At 69.3% G+C, this 17007-nt stretch carries 22 protein-coding genes and 1 tRNA gene; 13 read left to right on the forward strand and 10 right to left on the reverse strand.

The window, feature by feature from the left end:
* Positions 1–97 precede the first annotated feature (97 nt).
* From ACFYWI_RS28445 to ACFYWI_RS28495, 11 genes are all read left to right on the forward strand, one after another.
* A complete protein-coding gene (locus tag ACFYWI_RS28445) occupies positions 98–1315 on the forward strand; it encodes a conjugal transfer protein (protein WP_389237874.1) in 1218 nt (405 codons plus the stop codon).
* The gene (locus ACFYWI_RS28450; protein WP_389237876.1) at positions 1312–1623 is read left to right on the forward strand and encodes a hypothetical protein; all 312 of its coding nucleotides are present in this window, start codon (positions 1312–1314) and stop codon (positions 1621–1623) included. Before ACFYWI_RS28445 ends, ACFYWI_RS28450 begins: the two co-directional genes overlap by 4 nt.
* Positions 1624–1705: 82 nt before the next feature.
* A complete protein-coding gene (locus ACFYWI_RS28455; RefSeq protein WP_389237878.1) occupies positions 1706–1897 on the forward strand; it encodes a hypothetical protein in 192 nt (63 codons plus the stop codon).
* Between the two features lie 43 nt (positions 1898–1940).
* Complete coding sequence (locus ACFYWI_RS28460; RefSeq protein WP_389237880.1) at positions 1941–2105, forward strand: hypothetical protein; 165 nt, start codon at positions 1941–1943, stop codon at positions 2103–2105.
* Entirely contained in the window at positions 2095–2286 is a 192-nt protein-coding gene (locus ACFYWI_RS28465) for a DUF6257 family protein (protein ID WP_389237882.1), read from the forward strand. The genes ACFYWI_RS28460 and ACFYWI_RS28465 overlap by 11 nt, the downstream gene beginning before the upstream one ends.
* A gap of 86 nt (positions 2287–2372) precedes the next feature.
* A complete protein-coding gene (locus tag ACFYWI_RS28470; protein WP_389237884.1) occupies positions 2373–4460 on the forward strand; it encodes a cell division protein FtsK in 2088 nt (695 codons plus the stop codon).
* A 472-nt stretch (positions 4461–4932) separates the two neighbouring features.
* Entirely contained in the window at positions 4933–5487 is a 555-nt protein-coding gene (locus tag ACFYWI_RS28475; protein WP_389237886.1) for a hypothetical protein, read from the forward strand.
* A 226-nt stretch (positions 5488–5713) separates the two neighbouring features.
* Positions 5714–6001 carry a hypothetical protein gene (locus ACFYWI_RS28480; RefSeq protein WP_389237888.1) on the forward strand — a complete coding sequence of 96 codons (288 nt, stop codon included), beginning with the start codon at positions 5714–5716 and terminating at the stop codon, positions 5999–6001.
* A gap of 150 nt (positions 6002–6151) precedes the next feature.
* Entirely contained in the window at positions 6152–7402 is a 1251-nt protein-coding gene (locus ACFYWI_RS28485) for a helix-turn-helix domain-containing protein (RefSeq protein WP_389237890.1), read from the forward strand.
* Positions 7403–7506: 104 nt separating this feature from the next.
* Positions 7507–7764 carry a hypothetical protein gene (locus ACFYWI_RS28490; protein WP_389237892.1) on the forward strand — a complete coding sequence of 86 codons (258 nt, stop codon included), beginning with the start codon at positions 7507–7509 and terminating at the stop codon, positions 7762–7764.
* Entirely contained in the window at positions 7761–7892 is a 132-nt protein-coding gene (locus ACFYWI_RS28495; protein ID WP_389237894.1) for a hypothetical protein, read from the forward strand. Before ACFYWI_RS28490 ends, ACFYWI_RS28495 begins: the two co-directional genes overlap by 4 nt.
* 245 nt (positions 7893–8137) lie before the next feature.
* Here ACFYWI_RS28495 and ACFYWI_RS28500 read toward each other — a convergent pair whose 3' ends face one another.
* The 9 genes from ACFYWI_RS28500 to ACFYWI_RS28540 form a co-directional block, all read right to left on the reverse strand.
* On the reverse strand, positions 8138–8707 hold the full coding sequence (locus ACFYWI_RS28500; RefSeq protein ID WP_389237896.1) for a hypothetical protein: 570 nt from the start codon (positions 8705–8707) through the stop codon (positions 8138–8140).
* 106 nt (positions 8708–8813) lie between these two features.
* Entirely contained in the window at positions 8814–9461 is a 648-nt protein-coding gene (locus tag ACFYWI_RS28505) for a hypothetical protein (RefSeq protein WP_389237898.1), read from the reverse strand.
* A gap of 171 nt (positions 9462–9632) precedes the next feature.
* On the reverse strand, positions 9633–9803 hold the full coding sequence (locus tag ACFYWI_RS28510; RefSeq protein ID WP_389237900.1) for a hypothetical protein: 171 nt from the start codon (positions 9801–9803) through the stop codon (positions 9633–9635).
* A gap of 30 nt (positions 9804–9833) precedes the next feature.
* Entirely contained in the window at positions 9834–10061 is a 228-nt protein-coding gene (locus tag ACFYWI_RS28515; RefSeq protein ID WP_389237902.1) for a WhiB family transcriptional regulator, read from the reverse strand.
* 31 nt (positions 10062–10092) lie between these two features.
* Positions 10093–10617 carry a hypothetical protein gene (locus tag ACFYWI_RS28520; RefSeq protein WP_389237904.1) on the reverse strand — a complete coding sequence of 175 codons (525 nt, stop codon included), beginning with the start codon at positions 10615–10617 and terminating at the stop codon, positions 10093–10095.
* Positions 10618–10834: 217 nt separating this feature from the next.
* Entirely contained in the window at positions 10835–13198 is a 2364-nt protein-coding gene (locus ACFYWI_RS28525; protein WP_389237906.1) for a bifunctional DNA primase/polymerase, read from the reverse strand.
* 68 nt (positions 13199–13266) lie between these two features.
* Positions 13267–13620 (reverse strand): hypothetical protein, encoded by a 354-nt coding sequence (locus ACFYWI_RS28530; protein WP_389237908.1) that lies wholly within the window; start codon positions 13618–13620, stop codon positions 13267–13269.
* 139 nt (positions 13621–13759) lie between these two features.
* The gene (locus tag ACFYWI_RS28535; RefSeq protein ID WP_389237910.1) at positions 13760–13948 is read right to left on the reverse strand and encodes a hypothetical protein; all 189 of its coding nucleotides are present in this window, start codon (positions 13946–13948) and stop codon (positions 13760–13762) included.
* Positions 13949–14077: 129 nt separating this feature from the next.
* Entirely contained in the window at positions 14078–14437 is a 360-nt protein-coding gene (locus tag ACFYWI_RS28540; protein WP_389237912.1) for a helix-turn-helix domain-containing protein, read from the reverse strand.
* Positions 14438–14765: 328 nt separating this feature from the next.
* Between ACFYWI_RS28540 and ACFYWI_RS28545 the strand changes: the two genes are divergently transcribed.
* Positions 14766–15293, forward strand: a complete 528-nt coding sequence (locus ACFYWI_RS28545; protein ID WP_389237914.1) for a helix-turn-helix domain-containing protein — start codon at positions 14766–14768, stop codon at positions 15291–15293.
* Positions 15290–16801, forward strand: a complete 1512-nt coding sequence (locus tag ACFYWI_RS28550; RefSeq protein ID WP_389237916.1) for a tyrosine-type recombinase/integrase — start codon at positions 15290–15292, stop codon at positions 16799–16801. The genes ACFYWI_RS28545 and ACFYWI_RS28550 overlap by 4 nt, the downstream gene beginning before the upstream one ends.
* Positions 16802–16864: 63 nt before the next feature.
* Here ACFYWI_RS28550 and ACFYWI_RS28555 read toward each other — a convergent pair.
* Positions 16865–16955, reverse strand: a tRNA-Ser gene (locus ACFYWI_RS28555).
* Between the last annotated feature and the right edge of the window lie 52 nt (positions 16956–17007).

A 17007-nucleotide genomic window follows, 5' to 3' on the forward strand; every position in this document is an offset into this window, starting at 1 on the left:
AGGACGCCCGCGACTACGCCGAAGCGCAAGCCCGCCGACAAGCCCAGACCAACCGCGACGACGCCAACCTGAACGGCCCCCGAACGGGAGGGACCCGATGACCGCACACCTGACCCGCGGGCAGACGCTCGTGCTGGCCGCCGCCACCCTCCCGATGATCGGGGCTGGTGTTGCTGGCGGCTGGGGAACGTACTCCAACATCGTGACCGAATTCGGCCGGGCGGCGACCGCGCTCGGTGTGGTCGCGGCCGGCGAGGGCGTGACCCTCGTGCTGGCGCTGGTCATGGTCGGGCTGACGATGCTTGGCCAGGCTGCGCCCACCCCGGTCCGTGCCGGCCTGTGGCTGGCCCCGATCGCCGCCGCCGTGACCGGCCTGGTCGTCGCCGACGACGCGACCGAGGCCGTCGTGTACGCGATGACCCCGATGGCGATGTCTGCCTCGGCCGAGGGCCTTGGGCTGCTGGCGCGTCGGATCGTGGTTCACCGCACTGGTGTGGACACGGAGACGCAGCGCAGGAACGCGGAGACCGTGCAGCAGCTCGCCTATCACCGGGCCCGTGCCGCTAACCACCCGAAGGCGCGCGCCCGGAGGCGGTCTGAGCTGACGTCGTGGCGTCTGGCGAAGCGTGTCGGGCTGGGGGATGCGGAGCTCGGTGCGCAGCTAGTGGAGGTGCAGCGGGAGCGGCTGCGTGATGGCGCGGACGCGGCCCTGCTGGACATGCTCACCGTCGCCTCCGGGACCGACCCGGCGCCTGCCGAGGTGACCGCCCCGGTTACCACCGAGGTGACCGTCGAGCGGGCCAACCAGCCCACGGCAGACGAACTGCGCGTCGTCTCCGACCGCGCGAAGAACGCCGCGCGGGTGGAGGAGGAATGGCGAGTCGACCCGCTCGAGGAAGTCACCTCCGGGCGCGCTGTCGAGGCGGTCGTGGAGCGTGTCGAGGTGCCCGTGGACACCCTGCCGGAGGTGACCGTCACCGCGCCGGTGGCGCTCGAGGGGCCGCGCACCGCGCCGCCCGTGGAGTCGCTGGTCATCTGCGGTGACCGGCAGGTGTGGCCCCTCGAAGTCCCCGCCTCCGACGATGGGGAGGAGGTGTCCGACACGCTGGTGGACAGGTTGCCGGCCGAAGCTGCGGCGAATGTCATCCGTGCCTGCTGGGTGTTGGGCACCTCGGTTGCCGAGACAGCCCGTCAGTCCACCCGCAGCACCTCGTATGTGAAGAAGGTGTTCGCGCGCTTGGAGGAGTCGCGTACCGCGGAGCCCCCCAAGCGGGAGTGGCCGGCGCTTGTGTGGCCGGAGGTGCCGTCAGCATGAGCGACATCGAGAAGGCCGCCCGCGAGGCGATCGAGGCGCAGGACAACGCGCAGCAGCTGGCCATGGTGATGGCTTTCCTGCAGGCGCAGAAGCTCAGCCAGCAGCAGGGCTGCCAGCACCCGCCGGCCCCGGTGCAGCAGGCCAGCAACGGCAAATGGGTGGCGCTCGCCATCTCCGGCCCGTTCCTCATGGTCACCCTGGCCATCTCGGTCATGGCGTTCGCCATCTCCGCCGTGGCGCTGACCATCTGCGTGCTGGTGCTGCGCGGCATGTGGACCGACGCGCAGAAGGGCCGCAAGCGGCGCTGACGACTGCCCGCGGCGCCCGGCACGTCCGGGCGCCAAGGGGAGCCGGGACAGCCCCGCTCCGTCGACCCGAGAGGAGCCCGTCATGGGCCGCCTGTTCAGCCGCCGCGTCCGAGACGAGGCACGCACGGAACGCCTCCTCGCCGCGGCAGACAAGGCGTTCGACAACCCCGACGCCGACTTCAGCGACGGCAGCTTCGAGGCGGTAGTCCTGCACGGCGTCGCCGCCGACCCGACCCGGCCGTACCCGCCCGCCGGCCACCCCTACCCCCGCTGACCGGCTGCCCGATCCGTTCCACCCAACCCGAGAGAGGACCGACATGACCAGTGCCGAGTACCGCAAGGAAGCCGAGCAGCTGCTCGCCCGCAGGGACGGCGGGCTGGACCCGTCCCAGCGCAGCATCGAGCAGGCCGCCGTGTGGGCGCAGCTCGCGACCGCGGCCGCCATCGAGGAGCAGGGCAAGGCGGTGCGCGATGGCGAGTGAGCCGAGGCTGACCGCTGGCGAGAAGGCCCGCGTCGCCGTGCTGGTGCTGCGGATGGCGAAGCGCGGTATCGGTGACGACCGGCTGGTCGGCCGGGTCTACCAGGGCGACCTGCAGCGCCGCATCGACCGCATCGTCGAGAAGGCCGCCAAGCGCGAAGAGCAGCAGACCAAGCGCAAGTAGCTACGCCACGGGGCGGCCGTACTGGACTCGGAATCCTCGGCCGCCCCGTGTACCCCGCACCTCAGCAGAGAGCAGGAGACACCAGCATGACGGACACCCTCGTACCCGCAGTGGAGACCCCGCCGGGTACACCCGGACCCGCTGTACCCGAACAGCCGGCCCCGCCCGTCCCCGTCGACAACCCGAGCCTTCCCGAACCGGGGGTGCGCGCCGAGAAGCGGCGCCCGATCCTGGCGGGCTGGCTCAAGAACGGCAGCGACTTCAAGGCCACCACGCGGCACGCGGCGGCGAACGTCGGGTACGCCACCGCGTATCACGGGCTGCGCACCATCAGCGGCGTCTACGCAATCCGGCTGGCTGTCCGGGCCCCGCGCGGCGCCTGCAGGTTCATCGCCTCCACCAGCCGGTGGGTGTGGGACCGCGAGGCCGCGCCGCTGCGGGACTTCGCCGTGCGCTCCGAGGACGTCGAGGAGTACATGCGCCTGGCCAAGCTGCGCGGCAGCCGCATCCGCCTGCGCGGCCTGGTCACCCTGGTCGCCGCCGTGTTCGGTCTCGGCTTCGCCCTGTGGCTGTACGTCCTCGCGCCCGCCTGGCTGTACGCGTTCGCGGCCGGCGGCGTGCTGCTGCTCGGTGTGGCTGGCCAGGAGAAGGACGCCCCGGTCATCGGCCCCGCCGTGCTGAAGACCGAGGTGCAGAAGCTCACCGGCTCTATCGTGCTCCGCGGCCTGGACGCCATCGGCAACCCCCGCATCTCCGCCGCCGTGAAGAAGGGCGGCGACATGAACGGGATGCGGTTCGTCTCCGAGATCGTGCGCGACGGGCCCGGCTACCGGGCCGACCTCGACCTGCCGTACGGCGTGACGCCCGAGGACATCATGGAATCGCGCAAGCCCCTGGCGTCCGGCCTGCGGCGCAAGCTGGGCTGCGTGTGGCCGGCCCCGGACCCCGACGAGCACGAGGGGCGCCTGATCCTGTGGGTCGGTGACAAGCCGATGAACGAGACGACGAAGCCCGCGTGGCCGCTGCTGAAGGACGGGCAGGTGGACCTGTTCCGGCCGGTCGTGTTCGGCAACGACCAGCGCATGCGCGAGATGGCCGTCACCCTCATGTTCGCGAGCGTGGTCGTCGGCTCCATCCCGCGCATGGGCAAGACGTTCCTGATGCGGCTGCTGCTGCTCATCGCCGCCCTCGACCCGCGGGCCGAACTGCACGCCTTCGACTTCAAGGGCACCGGCGACTTCAAGGCACTCGAGCCGGTGTGCCACCGCTACCGGGCCGGGGAGGAAGACGAGGACATTGAGTACGTCGTGCAGGCCCTGCGTGAACTGAAGGCCGAACTGCGGCGCCGGGCAAAGGTCATCAAGTCGCTGCCCAGCAGCATCTGCCCTGAGTCGAAGGTGACCAGCGCGCTGGCCGGCGACAAGCGGTACGGGCTGCACCCGATCGTGGCCGGGTTCGACGAGTGCCAGGTGCCGTTCGAGCACGAGAAGCACGGGGCCGAGATCGAATCGATCTGCACGGACCTGGTCAAGCGCGGGCCGGCGCTGGGCATCGTGGCCATGTTCGGCACGCAGCGCCCGGACGCGAAGTCGCTGCCGCCGGGTATCTCCGCGAACGCGGTGCTGCGGTTCGCTCTGAAGGTCATGGGCCACACCGCGAATGACATGGTGCTGGGCACCGGCGCCTACAAGGGGGGTATCAGGGCCACGATGTTCAGCCGCTCGGACCGTGGCATCTGCTGGATGTCCGGCGAGGGCGACGACCCGCGCATCGTCGCTTCGGCGTTCGTCGACGCGCCCGCGGCCGAGCTGGTCGCCGCCCGCGCCCGCCAGTTGCGCGAGGAGTACGGCAACGTCACCGGGCACGCCATCGGCCAAGGCCCGGCCGAGAGCGCCGGCATGGACGTCCTCGGCGACGTGCTGAAGGTGCTGCCGCTGGACGAGAAGGCCGTGTGGTGCGAGCGGATCGCGCAGCGCCTGGCCGAGCTGCGCCCGGATGTGTACGGCGGCTGGAAGGGCGAGAACGTCACCGCGGCGCTCAAGCCCTGGGGAGTCGAGACGGGCCAGGTGTGGGGCCAGACCGACGACGGCGAGGGCAAGAACCGGCGTGGCATCAAGCGGGCAGACCTCGCCGCCGCCATCACCCGCCGTGACGCCGACCGGGCCGCCACGTAGGCCGAGCACAGCCGCTAGACCTAGCACCCCTCGCTGCTAGGTCTAGCACCCCCGCTAGCGGGCAAACGGGGATCTGAGCTGGCAACTAGCGCCTAGCAGCCCCCACCCCCAGAAGCCCGGAAACCACCCTGCAGAGAAGGGAACACCCTGATGGTCCTCGCTAGCCTGCTCATCCTCGCAGCCCTCGGGTGCTACGCAGTGTCATGCGCGATCCGACCGTTCCGCCCCGACGGGCGGCTGTGCCTCGGCCGCCGTGCACACAACGCATGGCGACGAACCCGCGATGCTGGCATCCGATAGAGAGGTCAAGGCTCGGACGACGGCAACGTTGCCCGATGGCGAGGCGGCCGGCGACCGAAACGACACCGTGGCCTGATCTGCTCAAGAGCACGCCCATGTGGGCTAAGCCCCCATGCCTTGCCCACGACAGAGGGGTTCCCTGTTCACAGGGAACGAAGGCGGGAGACCGAGAATGGGCACTGTCCACGATGACGCTATCGCTCAGGGGTGGGTCGCAGGCGCGTTGAATGTCCTGACCCTCGATGAGCTATGGACGCATCACCTGAAGAGCACAGATGTGCAGCCCGATGAGATGCAGGCTCTTGCCGACCTTGGCGAGAGCCTGCAGTCGTCTTGGCTGCAAGTGACGGATGCGGGCGCGCTCAAGTGGCTGCGCGAATACGTCTATGCCAACGCCGAACGGGTAGCAGAGGGCGCTGCGGCGGCCGACCTACCAGATATGCCCGAGGAGTGGGCCAACGCCGATGCCGTTCGTACGAAGGCCGTGCTTCGCATCGATCAACTACTAGGGGCGAGCGGCAACGAGGATGAGCGGCTTTCTGCGAAGATCGCAACTTTGCGAGACGGTAGTTGGGTCTCGGGAGACCTATCCAGGGTGGCGGTCTGTCTACTGCTTGCCGTGTCTGCGATCACCACGTTCGCGATCGGTCAGGCTCTCATCGGTGGCTTTCTAGCCACCTGGTTCACGACCGGGGGATGCCCGCAAGCCCTCGTGTCCCCCGCATAGGGGGTGACTCCTCCTCCCGCCCCTGGCCGCTCAGGAGGTGCTACGGCTCGGGTCATGAACCGGTCTGGGGGAGTAGCCTCCGGCGCCCTTGGGGCGCCCGGCACGCGTCGTGCCCCTGGAGGTGACTCCCCCGCCCCCGGGTCGGGGCCTTCGCCGTACCCGCCCGTAGCTGCGCCAGGGTCCGCCATGCTGTCCCCTCCCGTCACGCAACGTCCTTGGGGGGACCATGCGCACCCGCACCACCGCAGCTGCAGCTGCCGTCGCTGCCGCACTGCTCCTTGTCGTCACAGGCTGCAGCTCGTACAGCGTTGAGGACTGCCAGGGCGCCATCAACGACGAGTCGACGAAGACCAACCGGCCCAAGGAGTGCGAGGACCTCAGCCAGAAGGATTACGACCTCGTCCTGGCGCACTGGGCCATGAAGCAGGCGCTCAAAGACATGGACAAGAAGGACCGGGACACCCTCGACTACTACGACGACGGCTCGATCAACGGCAGCATCAGCGGGGACTAGTTGCCCGCTAGGTAGCGAGAAGACGGCGCCCCCTGCCTGGTCCCTCGGGATCGGGCAGGGGGCGCCTTCGTCATTCCCCAGGGGGCTCACGAGAAAAGGCCCTGCCCCATACCCTGACAGTGACGAAGCTGCAAGGAGAGGGGCAAGGCCGTGCCTGTCGATGCTACCCCGGACCCATACGCCAACCCACTGGCGTTCGGACAGAGAATGCAGATCCTCCGCGAGAAGCGGGGCATGAGCCGGCCCGTCCTCGCCGGGCTCCTCGGTGTGTCCCCGTCGTGGGTGAAGAAGGTCGAGTCGGGGCAGATGCACATGCCGAAGCTGTCGATGATCCTCCGCATCGCCGAGGCCCTGCGCGTGCGGGACCTGGCTGACCTCACCGGCGACCAGTCCATGCCCGCCGACCTGTTCATCGGCCCCGGCCACCCGAGGCTCGGCGCGGTCAAGGCGGCCGTGGACGCCTTCCCTCTCGGGCAGGACCGAGAAGCGCCGCCGGCCGCGCACCTGCAGCACCGGCTCGCCCGCGCCTGGTCCGCCCGCCACAAGGCACCCAACCACCGCGAGGTCGTCGGCGAGTTGCTGCCCGAGCTGATCCGCGACGCGCAGCTCACCGTCCGCCAGGCCGACACCGCAGCAGACCGGCGCGCGGCACAGGCGATCCTCAGCGAGGTGTACTCACTCGCCCAGTTCTTCGTCGCCTACCAGCCGGACAGCGCCCTGCTGTGGCGCGTCGCCGAGCGCGGCATGGTCGCCGCCCAGGACTCCGAGGACCCGCACGCCATCGGCGTGGCGGCGTGGCTGGCTGCACAGGCCCACCGCGACTCCGGCCCCGGCCACTTCGACGCCGCGGACGCGGTGAACCTCGAGGCCCTGCGCTACCTCGAGCCGCTGCTGCCCGACGCCAGCGACACCGTGCTCGCCATCACCGGCGCCCTGCAGTTCGAGGCCGGATACACGGCCGCCCGGCGCGGCGAGAACGGCACCGCTTGGGGGTGGTGGGACAAGGCCAACAGGATCGCCGCGCGCCTGCCCGGCAGCTACTACCACCCGGTCACCTCGTTCTCGCGCGCCATCATGGGCGCCCATGCCGTCACTGTCGCCGTCGAGCTCCGTGCCGGCGGTGAGAGTGTGCGCCAGGCGGTGGCCGCGGACACGCTCACGATCCCGTCCCGGCCGCGCCTGGCACGGCACCGCATCGAGGAGGCCCGCGCCTACCAGCTCGATGGCCAGGCCGAGACCGCACTGGCCACGCTGGAGAAAGCACACAAGGCAGCACCGGAGACCATCCGCTACAACGGCTACGCCCGCCGCATCGTGCTCGAGGAAGTCGAGGCGAAGAGCCCGGAGCGCCGGCAGCGGGCCGCGACCCTGGCGACGGAGCTAGGGCTGCTCGCCGCCTGACGTCGAACGCGCGAACGAGGGGCCGGAATCCGGCCCCTTCTTCGCATGGGCCGCCAACACCCTGGTCCGAGACCTGACTTCGACCGAACCGGGGTGAGTAGCGGATGGGACCGCGCACCGTCATCAAGCTGGCCGACTGGACAATCGGCCCCGACCGCGAAGAGGGCGCCTCGCCGCCGATCCGGCAGGTCGAATGCACCACGTGTGGATGGCAGTCCCAGCCCAGCGTGCGCCAGCTGGACACTGACACGCAGGCGCTCGCGCACGCCGGCCGTACCAGCCACCCCAGCTACCGTGAGATCACCACCGCGTTCCTGCGCGTGGTCCCCGCCGACGGCAACCCGAAGGCGGTCACCTCATGATCTGTGCCCGCTGCCAGCAGCCGATCCACCCGGGCGAGGAGTACGTCGAGCTGGACAAGTTCTCGGCGTCCGGAGCGGGCGCGAACCTCGTCGTACACGAGGCCGACTGCCCGCGGCCGCCCCGCTGACTCCCGTCTGTGGCCGCCGCCGATCGGCCACAGACACCCAGCCGCCCCGGCCTGTCTGCGTCCCCCGTCGCGGACAGGCCGGGGCTCTTTCGTGTCCGGCGGCAACCAGTTGCGGGTACATTCCGGCGCATGGGAGTCGGGGCGTGGATATCGCTGATCGCTGCTGTCATCGTCTTGCTCTTGGGGGCATGGCTCGTCTGGTACAGCGAATGGGGGCCAGGCTCGGAACCGGGCCGACAGACCGACTACGGGCCGGACAACACCAGCGGCGGTGGGGGTGGCGGCTGACCACCACAAGCCGCCCCGGTCTGCCAACCGTCCCTGACAGGCCGGGACTTCCTCATCCCCGAACCCAGGCCGGCGTGCTGCATAGCCCAAAGAATCTTTCGGTCCTGCACATTCATGCAGTCATTCGCACGCGCCCACCGCACCCTCTCCAAGAGGTAATCCTGCTCCCAGAGCCACACCACAGGGAACTCCACCTCGAGCACCGTGGCCATCGGCCCACAGACGTGCAAGCGCGGATTGTCCGGGTCGGGTGTCGGCTGGTGCGGCCGGACGCGATAGACCGCGCCATTCGGGTAGACCGCAGCACACGCAACGGCCACGCCCAGTTCGATACTGCAATACACGAGATCGCTGCGCCGAAGCCAAGGCGCCTCCTCAGCTTCGGCGTCGGTGACAAACTCCGGCATGGTGTTGCAGGCACCGGTGACGGCCGGCGGCAGTAGTACGTCACCAGGCTTCAGCCCCGGCACGCCGCCGTGGAAATACAGGGGGCGTGCTGCCACCAAGACGGTCACGTCGCGAGTCATGCGGTCACCTGCCGTTCCATGGGCAATTGGCCCACTCATATGGTCCCGGAAAGCCTTGTATGAATGGGCCAATTCAGGAGCCCAACCTTTGTAGGAATCTTCCGCTTCAGCACGTCACGGCCTTGAGGCGCGCAAGGAGATCCGCCCGACCGTCCGGACTCACCCCGCCGTACGACGGCCAGACCTGCCGCCCCAGCGGATGCCTCGAGCCCATCGCAGCCACCTGCGCACCGAGCACCGACGCGAGCAGACTCGGCCCGTCAACCGGGCACCACCGCTCACCGGCCAGATGCAGCGCACCGCCGATGTCGCAACCGGTCGACTCCCCGTCCGCCAGCCGCCAGCCGCCCCCCTTGAGCCCGGCCGCCGTGTCCCGAACGAGCTGGTCATGGTCGACAACTACAGCCAGGGCGCGGGCCATCGCCTGCTGCGCCTCGGCGAGGGCCTGCACTGCCGCGTCGCGGGAGTTCGCGAGCCGCTTGGACACGGGCGCCAGCTTCTGCGTGGTGTCCCGCAGCAGGGCGGCGCGCTGCTCTCGCTCGGCCTGCTGCTCGTCGAACACAGCGCGCAGCGCGCGGGCGCGATCTGCAGCCTGCTGCGCTGCGTCAGCAGCCCGGTTGAGCTCCGAATAGTTGGAAGGGGAGGCGGAGTGCCTGGCGTATGCGCGCTGGGCTGCGAGGCGCTCTTCCTCGGCCAGCCGTGCGGCTTCCTCGGCTTCGGTCACGGCCTGCTCGGTGAGAAGTGCAGTGGTCATGAGGTCCTTCTTTCGGATCGAGGTGGGTGTGAACCGGCTCTTCAGCGGCTGCGGTCCGGAGGCTGAAACGGGGGTGGTTGGGCCAACGCACCCCGACCAACGGGGGCCATAAGGAAGCCTTATGCCTTCCGGACTATCCATAAGGTTTCCTTGGGGAAGGACCATCCGGACTCACCGGGGCCCGTCATCCGGCTCGAGCAGCCACGCCAGCACCAGCAGCGACACGCCCCCAACAGCGAGCCCCGCGGCCAGGTGCAGCACCCCGGCCGCTGCCGACAACAGCCCAAGGCCGGCGGTCTCCAGGAGCCGTGCGCGATGGGCGAGAGCAGTTGCCCGGGTCACCGGCCGGCCCCCTGCTGCTTACGCACCCCGTCAGCCGCGCAGCTGGCTGCGACGCCACCGCGACAGCCCGCCCCACACGCCCCGGAGTTGGGGCCGCTCGAGGGCGTACGCGGCGCAGGGGCCACGGAACGGGCAGCCCTGGCAGATACGGGCTGCGTCCTCGCGGCTCGTCTTGTCCTCGGCGAAGAACAATTCCGGGTCGGCGCGGCAGGGCAGGGGCGCGGCCGCGTCGTCGAGGAAGGAAGGGACGTCGTACAACTGGGCTCCCGAGGAACGCTGAGGCTGGGACTCATCGACGCCCCCGAGCCGCGAGGTGCTCGGAGTGCGCGGCCTCGGCCTGCCATGCGGCGGCACGCACGTTGAGGCCGACAGGCGCTTCGCCGCGGGAGATGGCGAGCCAGCACGACCGGTTCTCGCTGCCATCGCTGTGCACGTAGCGGTCCATCTCGCGAAAGTACGAGGACTCTGCAGAGCAGGCCGGGCAGGGCACGGCATCGACTACGGAGGACGGCCGGCTACCGCGGCGCCGAAGTACGTCGGGGATAGGGGGCCGGTCCTCGGGGTGGGGGTAATAGACGGTGGTCTCGGCCGTGTCCGGGTACTCGCGGAACAGGGCGCTGTCGAGAGTGCTGCGTGCTTCGTCGAGGGCGCGGGCCGCGGCGGCGAGCTTCCGGGCGGGGAGGCCGGGAGCGCCGGTCCGGGGGTAGGCGTTGTCCAGCCGGACGTGGCGGTGGATGAGTTCGTCGCGGATCGCGGCGAGGGTGCGACCCATGTCGGCGTGCTCGTCGGGGGTGAGGTGAGTCTTCGTGGCCACGGTTGCTCCGTTCGGGGGGACAGGGGGACAGGGGGGACACCGTTTGTCCCCCTCTCTCTCGCGCGCTACGCGAGTCGAATAATTAGTGATCTTGATTTTTATTTACGCAGGTCACGGAGCTACTTGCGCCTGCAATAGTTGACAAAGAAACCAATCGGGGGTGTTTCCGGGAGAGAGGGGGGGACAAACGGTGTCCCCCGTCCCCCCTTGTCCCCCCTCACGACGGGGGGACAGGGCCTGGAGTGAACTTCCCGTCGGCCTCGATGACCCACTCGCGGAGCGCCGCGTAGGCGAAGGCGTCGGGCAGGTACTTCTTGTCCCGCCCGGCAGTCCGGTCGCGTACCGCCTTGCGGGTCTGGGGCCCCTTGTCCCAGACCAGCACAGCGAGGCGGATGGCGATCCGCTCGACGGCCCTGTCTGTGCGCGCGTCCTCGGCGAGCCGCTTCGCATGGTCGACACGCACCTCTTCCTCGATGCGCGCCGTGGTGCGCTTCTCCTGCTCCGCGCGACGCTGGGCCTCGCTGTAGCGCAGGACCCCGTCCCGGGTCGCGCAAGAGGCGTCCCAGAGCAGGAGGGCAAGGCGCCAGTCCTCGGCATTCACATGCCGTCGTCCGGCGAGAATGGCCAGCAGAGAGGCGACCTTGACGCGCATGACCGGGGCCTGCGAGTCGAAGGGGTTCCGATCGTCGACGGGCGCCTGCCCCCGAGCCTTGGCAAGGTCAGCTGCACGCAGCTCCGCCTTGATGGCCTCCTCGAAGGTGACGAGGACGAAGCCGCTCGCCTCGTCGCCGGCCGGAACGGTGGCCGCCTGGCGCCACGCGGTCAGCTCGCCCGGCCACGAGGGCTGTTCGTCGGGGATGGACGGGTCGATGACCTGCACCCACAGGAAGCGCTGCGGTGTGCCCTCGGCGACTTCCTCGAACAGCGGGGCGACCGTCTCCGGTTGAAAGCCGACGAGCAGACCGAGGCTGTAGGAGCCGCTGGGGATGTAACGGCTGGTGTCCTTGCTGGCGTTGGTCTGCCCCAGGGTCTGGCCCACGGCTGCGCTGCGGAGAGTCTCACCCAGCGTGGACCCGGAGCGTTCCTTCATCAGCCGGGTGAGAGTGGCGCCCTCGTCGACGTAGAAGAACGCGTTGTGCCGTACCTGCTTGCGGACCTTCTGCGTCACAGGCGTCTCAGTGCCGCCTCGCCCCTTGCGGATCTCGCCGGTCTCTTCCTCAACGGTGTCCATAAAGATCTCGGCCAGCCCCTCGCCGGAGCCGATGGGCAGCCCGTCGCGAAAGTCCAGCCTTGAGGGTGCGGGCATGAGGCGGTCGGCGACCTCTACACCGGTGGACTTGCCGATGCCAGATGGGCCGATGATCCCGCCGAACAGGTTGAGCGAGGCGAATCCGGCGACCCCGGTATCGGCACGGATACGGTGCGAGACGATGCCCGACAGCCGGGTCAGCACGGCCAGCAGGGCGACGTCCCCGGATCGGTTCCGCGAGTGCCCGGCTTGGCGGATGTGCCGCAGCTCGGGGCGCGCAGCGTAGACCTCTTCAGGAATCAGGCCGGGGACAGGCTGCGCGTCCGTTTCTGGCTCCACCTTCGGCTCGCTCGGTTCGGTGCTGTGAGCGATGAGCGCCGCGTAGTCCGCCCCGTTGTAGCCCTGGGAGGAGCGGGATACCGGGGGCCGGGGCTGCGCCATCCCTGCGCGGAGCCCCGACTCAATCGTGGCCAGCGCTCGGCCTTCAGGGTGGTTGCCGGCGCGGGCCGCGGCGAGCAGGTGCTCACGGGCCTCGGCTTCGCTCAGGGCTCGGGCGCCAACGAGGGTGCCGAGGCTGAACGCCGCCGCATTGATCGTGTTGTTCTGGTCTCCGTCCGGGGCGCTGGTGATGGCGTCGCACTCGCTCTGGACGACCTTGCGGGTGTACGCGTCGTGGCGGTCCGCGGGGATGGTGATGCTCGTCGCCGGGGCGACCCGGGCCGAGGCGCGCGTCTGCAGTGCTTCGAGCAGCCATTCCGGAGCGGACACAGGCGGCTGTTCGGGGTCTTCGAGCGTGTAGATAACCCCGGTGGCGTGCACGGAGCCGGGACCGATGACGTACGCATTGCCAGCGCGTACGTCCCCATCGAACTTGCCCTTCAGCGCGCCGAGTCCGTTGCCGAGTTGGGCATCGGCAGGTGCCCAGTAGAAATCGTGGTGGCCCTTCGCGGTGAACACCCGCATCGTCGGTGTGTGCGGGTGACCGAGCGCGGCAGCGACGTCCTCGAGGGCTCCGGGACGGTCACTGTCCATGGCGAGCAGCTGCTGCCCCTCGGGACCGCGGCAAGCTCCCACGAAGACGGCGACGTTGCGGAGCTGGCGGCCGAACATGTCGCGCAGCTGGCTCTCGTCGCGCAGGCGCGCTTTCGTGAACTGCTCCGCAGGATGCTTGCCGCGGTCTGTGCACGTCGCCGGATCGTGTCTGCGCCCGATGCCGGCGCACTGGTCCAGCCCGGGGTGGTCCGCGGTAAACGCCACGAACTGGTGCTTTGCAAGCCACAGGGCGCCTTCGAGGGGCGTCATGCTGGCCGCACCGTCGTCGGGTTGAGTCACGTTGTGCGCTCCATCGGGCATGCTGCCGGCCCCGCGCGAGGGCGGGAACGGCGGCGGGGGAACGGTGGTCAGCATGCGGCGCTTCTCCGGACGATCGCCCTGGTGATGGCCCTGTCGAATTCAGTGCAGGTCTGCGCGACGCCATCCGGGTCGGTGCCGATGACCTCGATCTCCGCGCAGTCGAGGAGAGCGCCGACGATGAGGGCAGCCACTTCGTCGGTGCAGCCGCGGGCATCCCCGATGTCGATGCGCAGCACGGTGCCGCGCGGGTACGGGAGGATGCCGCCGTACTGCTGCGTGGGCCCCGGCATGTAGACGGCTCCGTACAGGGTGGGCAGGCTGAGCCGGGTGACTCCGCGCACGGTCGGGCCGGGCCTGGTGTAGGCCAGCCGCGGGCGCTCGTTGCTGGTACGGGTGCTCATCCCACGGCCCTCATAAGCCGGACCGCGCGAAGCGCGGCGCGCACCCGGTTTCGGGCCGGAGCAGCCGGGTCGTAGAGCGCGGCTTTACGGGACGTGCGTCGAACCCCAGCGCTACGGGACCGGTACCCGTGGCGGCGCCTCACCGGCCAGCCCTCGCGATCCGGTGGGCCAGCAGCAGCGTTCCGCATCCGTCGGCGACAGCGATCGCGCGGCAGAGCCTTCCGCGCAGCTGCTCCGTGGAAGCGCTCGGCATCGGCCGGTCCGGCGTACGACGGAGCGCGGCGGCCTCTGTGGGCCTGCGCAGGAAGTACGGCATCATGGTGGACATACGTCCTCCTCTTGGTTCGAGAAGACGTGGCCCCGGATCTGCTTGGCGGTTGAGCCGGGGCTTCGTCATTGGCGGGCGTCGGGCCCCTCTCTCGTCGGCACCGCTAATGCCGGCGCGAGAGGGGTCGTCTCATGCGCCCGGAAGGGGGTGGATCACGACCGATTCCCCAACCCTGCAACCGCATTGAGACTGCGATTCCATGGGTGTGACCTGTGAGAATTCGGCGTGTTGGCACTGTGATGGCACGGCCGGGTTTGCGCGCTGAGCGGGCACCGCAGCCGCCTCCGGGGCGTACAGAAGTGCGATCAGGTCGCGAGTGGGAATGCGGATCTTCCGGCCGAGCCGAAGCACGCGGGTGGCCGTCCACTCGTTGCGCCGGATCTGGGCGTAGACGGTGTCCTTGTCGACGTCGAAGATCGCGGCCGTCGTAGGAACGTCGGTCGTCGGACCGAGGGCCTCAATCGCATCGCGCGTCCAGACGGCAGTCACTGGGCCCCCTCAGTGAATCCGCACTGTGCGAGGAACTGGCGGGTCCGGACGCGGACCGCTCGGCCGGTGCGGACGACGGGCCATTCGCCCCGCTGCGCCGCGGCGTACCCGGTTCGGCGCGCCACGCCAGCGATGCGCGCCGCGAGCGGCACGGAGATCGTGGGGCACTCGTCAGGGTTCGGGATCTGCACCCGGACAGTGCAGATGGCATCACTTGAGCGATCAGAATGATCCTTCACGAGATCCATCGTGCACCCATTCAGGATTGTGCGTCAAGCGCATCGAGTGCAGCTTGTGCACGCATCATTTTGATGCCACGCTTCTGGACGTGGCAGAGAAACCGAAGAGCTCCCTAGGGCCAGCCGGCGAGACGCTCCGGCAGAACATCAAGCGCATCAGGGAGGGGCAGCGGATCACCTACGTCGAGCTTTCCGAACGGCTCGACAGCGTGGGCCGGCCAATCCCCGTCCTCGGCCTGCGCCGTATCGAGCGCGGCGAACGACGAGTGGACGTGGACGACCTGCTCGCGTTGGCCTACGCACTCGGTGTACCGCCTGTCGACCTGCTGGTACCTGGAGACCTGACCAGTAGCGAGCCGTACAGCATCACCCCGGAGGTGCACACGCAGGCCGGGCCGGCCCGCGCCTGGATCCGGGGCGACGCCTACGTGCCCGATCACCTCGGCGACCCCGGAGACCCGTTCGGCATCCCCGTGCCGACTGCGTGGGAGGCGGACCCGAACATGACGGTCCGATGGATGCCGCGAGGGCGCAGCGACCAGCTCCTGCAATGGATGATCTCGAGCATCCCCATGGAGCCGATCAAGCCCGATGAGTCAGGGGAGGGTCAGTCATGAAGCCATACAAAGCGTGCTCGTGCCGCGACGCCGCGACCAAGCGGCTCCTCGGCAAGCAGTGCCCGGACCTCGGCAAGAAGGGACACGGCGGCTGGTACGCCAGGTACGAGGCTCCGAAGTCCGCGGACGGGAAGCGGCGGCAGCCCCGCATCGGCCCGTACGACACCGAGCGCGAGTGCAAGCAGGAGCTCGGCAAGATGCTCGGCCAGGCGGCGAACCCCAAGGCCCTCGACGAGCGGAAGACCACGCTCGGCCAGTACCTCGAACGCCGCTACACCTGGCGGACTTCCGAGGCCGAGACCGGCGAGGGACTGAAGAAGAGCACGCTCGATGCCGAGCGCGAGGCCATCGACCTGTACCTGAAGCCCGGCCTCGGCCACATCAGGGTCGTCGACCTGAACGACGAACACATCCGCGAGCTGTACGCTGCCATGCGGAAGATCAACCGACCCGAGGAGCGCGAGGAGCGCACGGAGATCCTGCGCCGCCTGCAGGAGGTGCGCGCGACTCGAGATGGCAAGCGGCTGCACAGCCGGCCAATCTCGGAGTCGAGGATCCGGCGCGTCCATGCGGTGCTGCACGGCGCGCTCACGGACATCGTGAAGCTGTCGAAGATCCGGCCGGACAACCCCGCTGACGGGGTCTGGCGGTCGAAGGGCGGGAAGAGGAAGCAGGGCCGAGCGAAGCCTCTTCTGTGGACGGTCGAGCGTGTCGAGCAGTGGGAGAAGAGCGGGCTCGTCCCGGCGAAGGTGATGGTCTGGTCGTCCGACCAGTGCGGCGCCTTCCTCGACTTCGCCGAAGCCTCCGAGGAACGCATGTACCCGGCGTTCCATCTGGACGCCTACTACGGGCCGCGCCGCGGCGAGCTGGTCGGTGCGGAAGAGCAAGACCTCAGCCTTGCCCGGCGCCGGCTGCACGTCCTCCAGGCGCAGTCGGATGACGAACTCGACGACACGAAGACCGAGGCCGGGTACCGACAGATCCCGCTCGACGACGAGACGGTCCGCGTCCTCAAGGCCTGGCACAAGCGGAAGCTCGAGGAGCGGCTGCAGTGGGGCGAGGCGTACCAGGATGCGGGTCGGGTGTTCTGCTACGAAGATGGCTCAGCGATGAAGCCGGAGTATCTCTCGAGCCGGTTCCGGATCCTGATCGAGCGGTACGGGAACATCCGGGCGCGGCACTTCGAGGACGAATGGAGCGCCGAACGGATCGCGCGGAAGTACCGCACGACGGAGTACGCGGTGCGCGTGGCGTTGACGATGCCGCTCCCCCCGATCCGCTTCCATGATTTGCGTCACGGTGCGGCGACGATGCTCCTCGCGGCCGGTGTGCCGATCAAGTTCGTCAGCGAGATCCTCGGCCACGCATCCGTGGCGTTCACGATGGACGTGTACGCGGTCGTTGCCGAGGAGATGGCAGCGGACGCGACGCGGAGGATCGCGGCGTTCATCCCGCGCCAGAATCGCCTTTCGGCGGTTGGTGCCAACAGCGTGCCATCTGGGGGCTGAAAGTGGCTCAGAAAGCGACTCAGGGAGCCCAGCCCGATTCGGCTGAACTCCCTGGTCATAGGGCGGAGGCGGAGGGATTTGAACCCTCGATGGGCTTTAAGACCCAAACCGCATTAGCAGTGCGGCGCCATAGACCGGACTAGGCGACGCCTCCAGACACACCCGCGCGGACGCGAGTGGTGCGTGCAGATGATGACACAGCCCAG

It is taken from the genome of Streptomyces sp. NPDC002889, assembly GCF_042888425.1.
Taxonomy (GTDB): Bacteria; Actinomycetota; Actinomycetes; order Streptomycetales; family Streptomycetaceae; genus Streptomyces.

Coding starts and splice junctions, on each gene's coding strand:
- ACFYWI_RS28465 (WP_389237882.1), top strand. CDS start 2,095: ATGGCGAGTGAGCCGAGGCTGACCGCTGGCGAGAAGGCCCGCGTCGCC.
- ACFYWI_RS28535 (WP_389237910.1), bottom strand. CDS start 13,948: ATGTCCACCATGATGCCGTACTTCCTGCGCAGGCCCACAGAGGCCGCC.
- ACFYWI_RS28530 (WP_389237908.1), bottom strand. CDS start 13,620: ATGAGCACCCGTACCAGCAACGAGCGCCCGCGGCTGGCCTACACCAGG.
- ACFYWI_RS28480 (WP_389237888.1), top strand. CDS start 5,714: ATGCGCACCCGCACCACCGCAGCTGCAGCTGCCGTCGCTGCCGCACTG.
- ACFYWI_RS28550 (WP_389237916.1), top strand. CDS start 15,290: ATGAAGCCATACAAAGCGTGCTCGTGCCGCGACGCCGCGACCAAGCGG.
- ACFYWI_RS28460 (WP_389237880.1), top strand. CDS start 1,941: ATGACCAGTGCCGAGTACCGCAAGGAAGCCGAGCAGCTGCTCGCCCGC.
- ACFYWI_RS28505 (WP_389237898.1), bottom strand. CDS start 9,461: ATGACCACTGCACTTCTCACCGAGCAGGCCGTGACCGAAGCCGAGGAA.
- ACFYWI_RS28445 (WP_389237874.1), top strand. CDS start 98: ATGACCGCACACCTGACCCGCGGGCAGACGCTCGTGCTGGCCGCCGCC.
- ACFYWI_RS28495 (WP_389237894.1), top strand. CDS start 7,761: ATGATCTGTGCCCGCTGCCAGCAGCCGATCCACCCGGGCGAGGAGTAC.
- ACFYWI_RS28490 (WP_389237892.1), top strand. CDS start 7,507: ATGGGACCGCGCACCGTCATCAAGCTGGCCGACTGGACAATCGGCCCC.
- ACFYWI_RS28455 (WP_389237878.1), top strand. CDS start 1,706: ATGGGCCGCCTGTTCAGCCGCCGCGTCCGAGACGAGGCACGCACGGAA.
- ACFYWI_RS28500 (WP_389237896.1), bottom strand. CDS start 8,707: ATGACTCGCGACGTGACCGTCTTGGTGGCAGCACGCCCCCTGTATTTC.
- ACFYWI_RS28475 (WP_389237886.1), top strand. CDS start 4,933: ATGGGCACTGTCCACGATGACGCTATCGCTCAGGGGTGGGTCGCAGGC.
- ACFYWI_RS28470 (WP_389237884.1), top strand. CDS start 2,373: ATGACGGACACCCTCGTACCCGCAGTGGAGACCCCGCCGGGTACACCC.
- ACFYWI_RS28450 (WP_389237876.1), top strand. CDS start 1,312: ATGAGCGACATCGAGAAGGCCGCCCGCGAGGCGATCGAGGCGCAGGAC.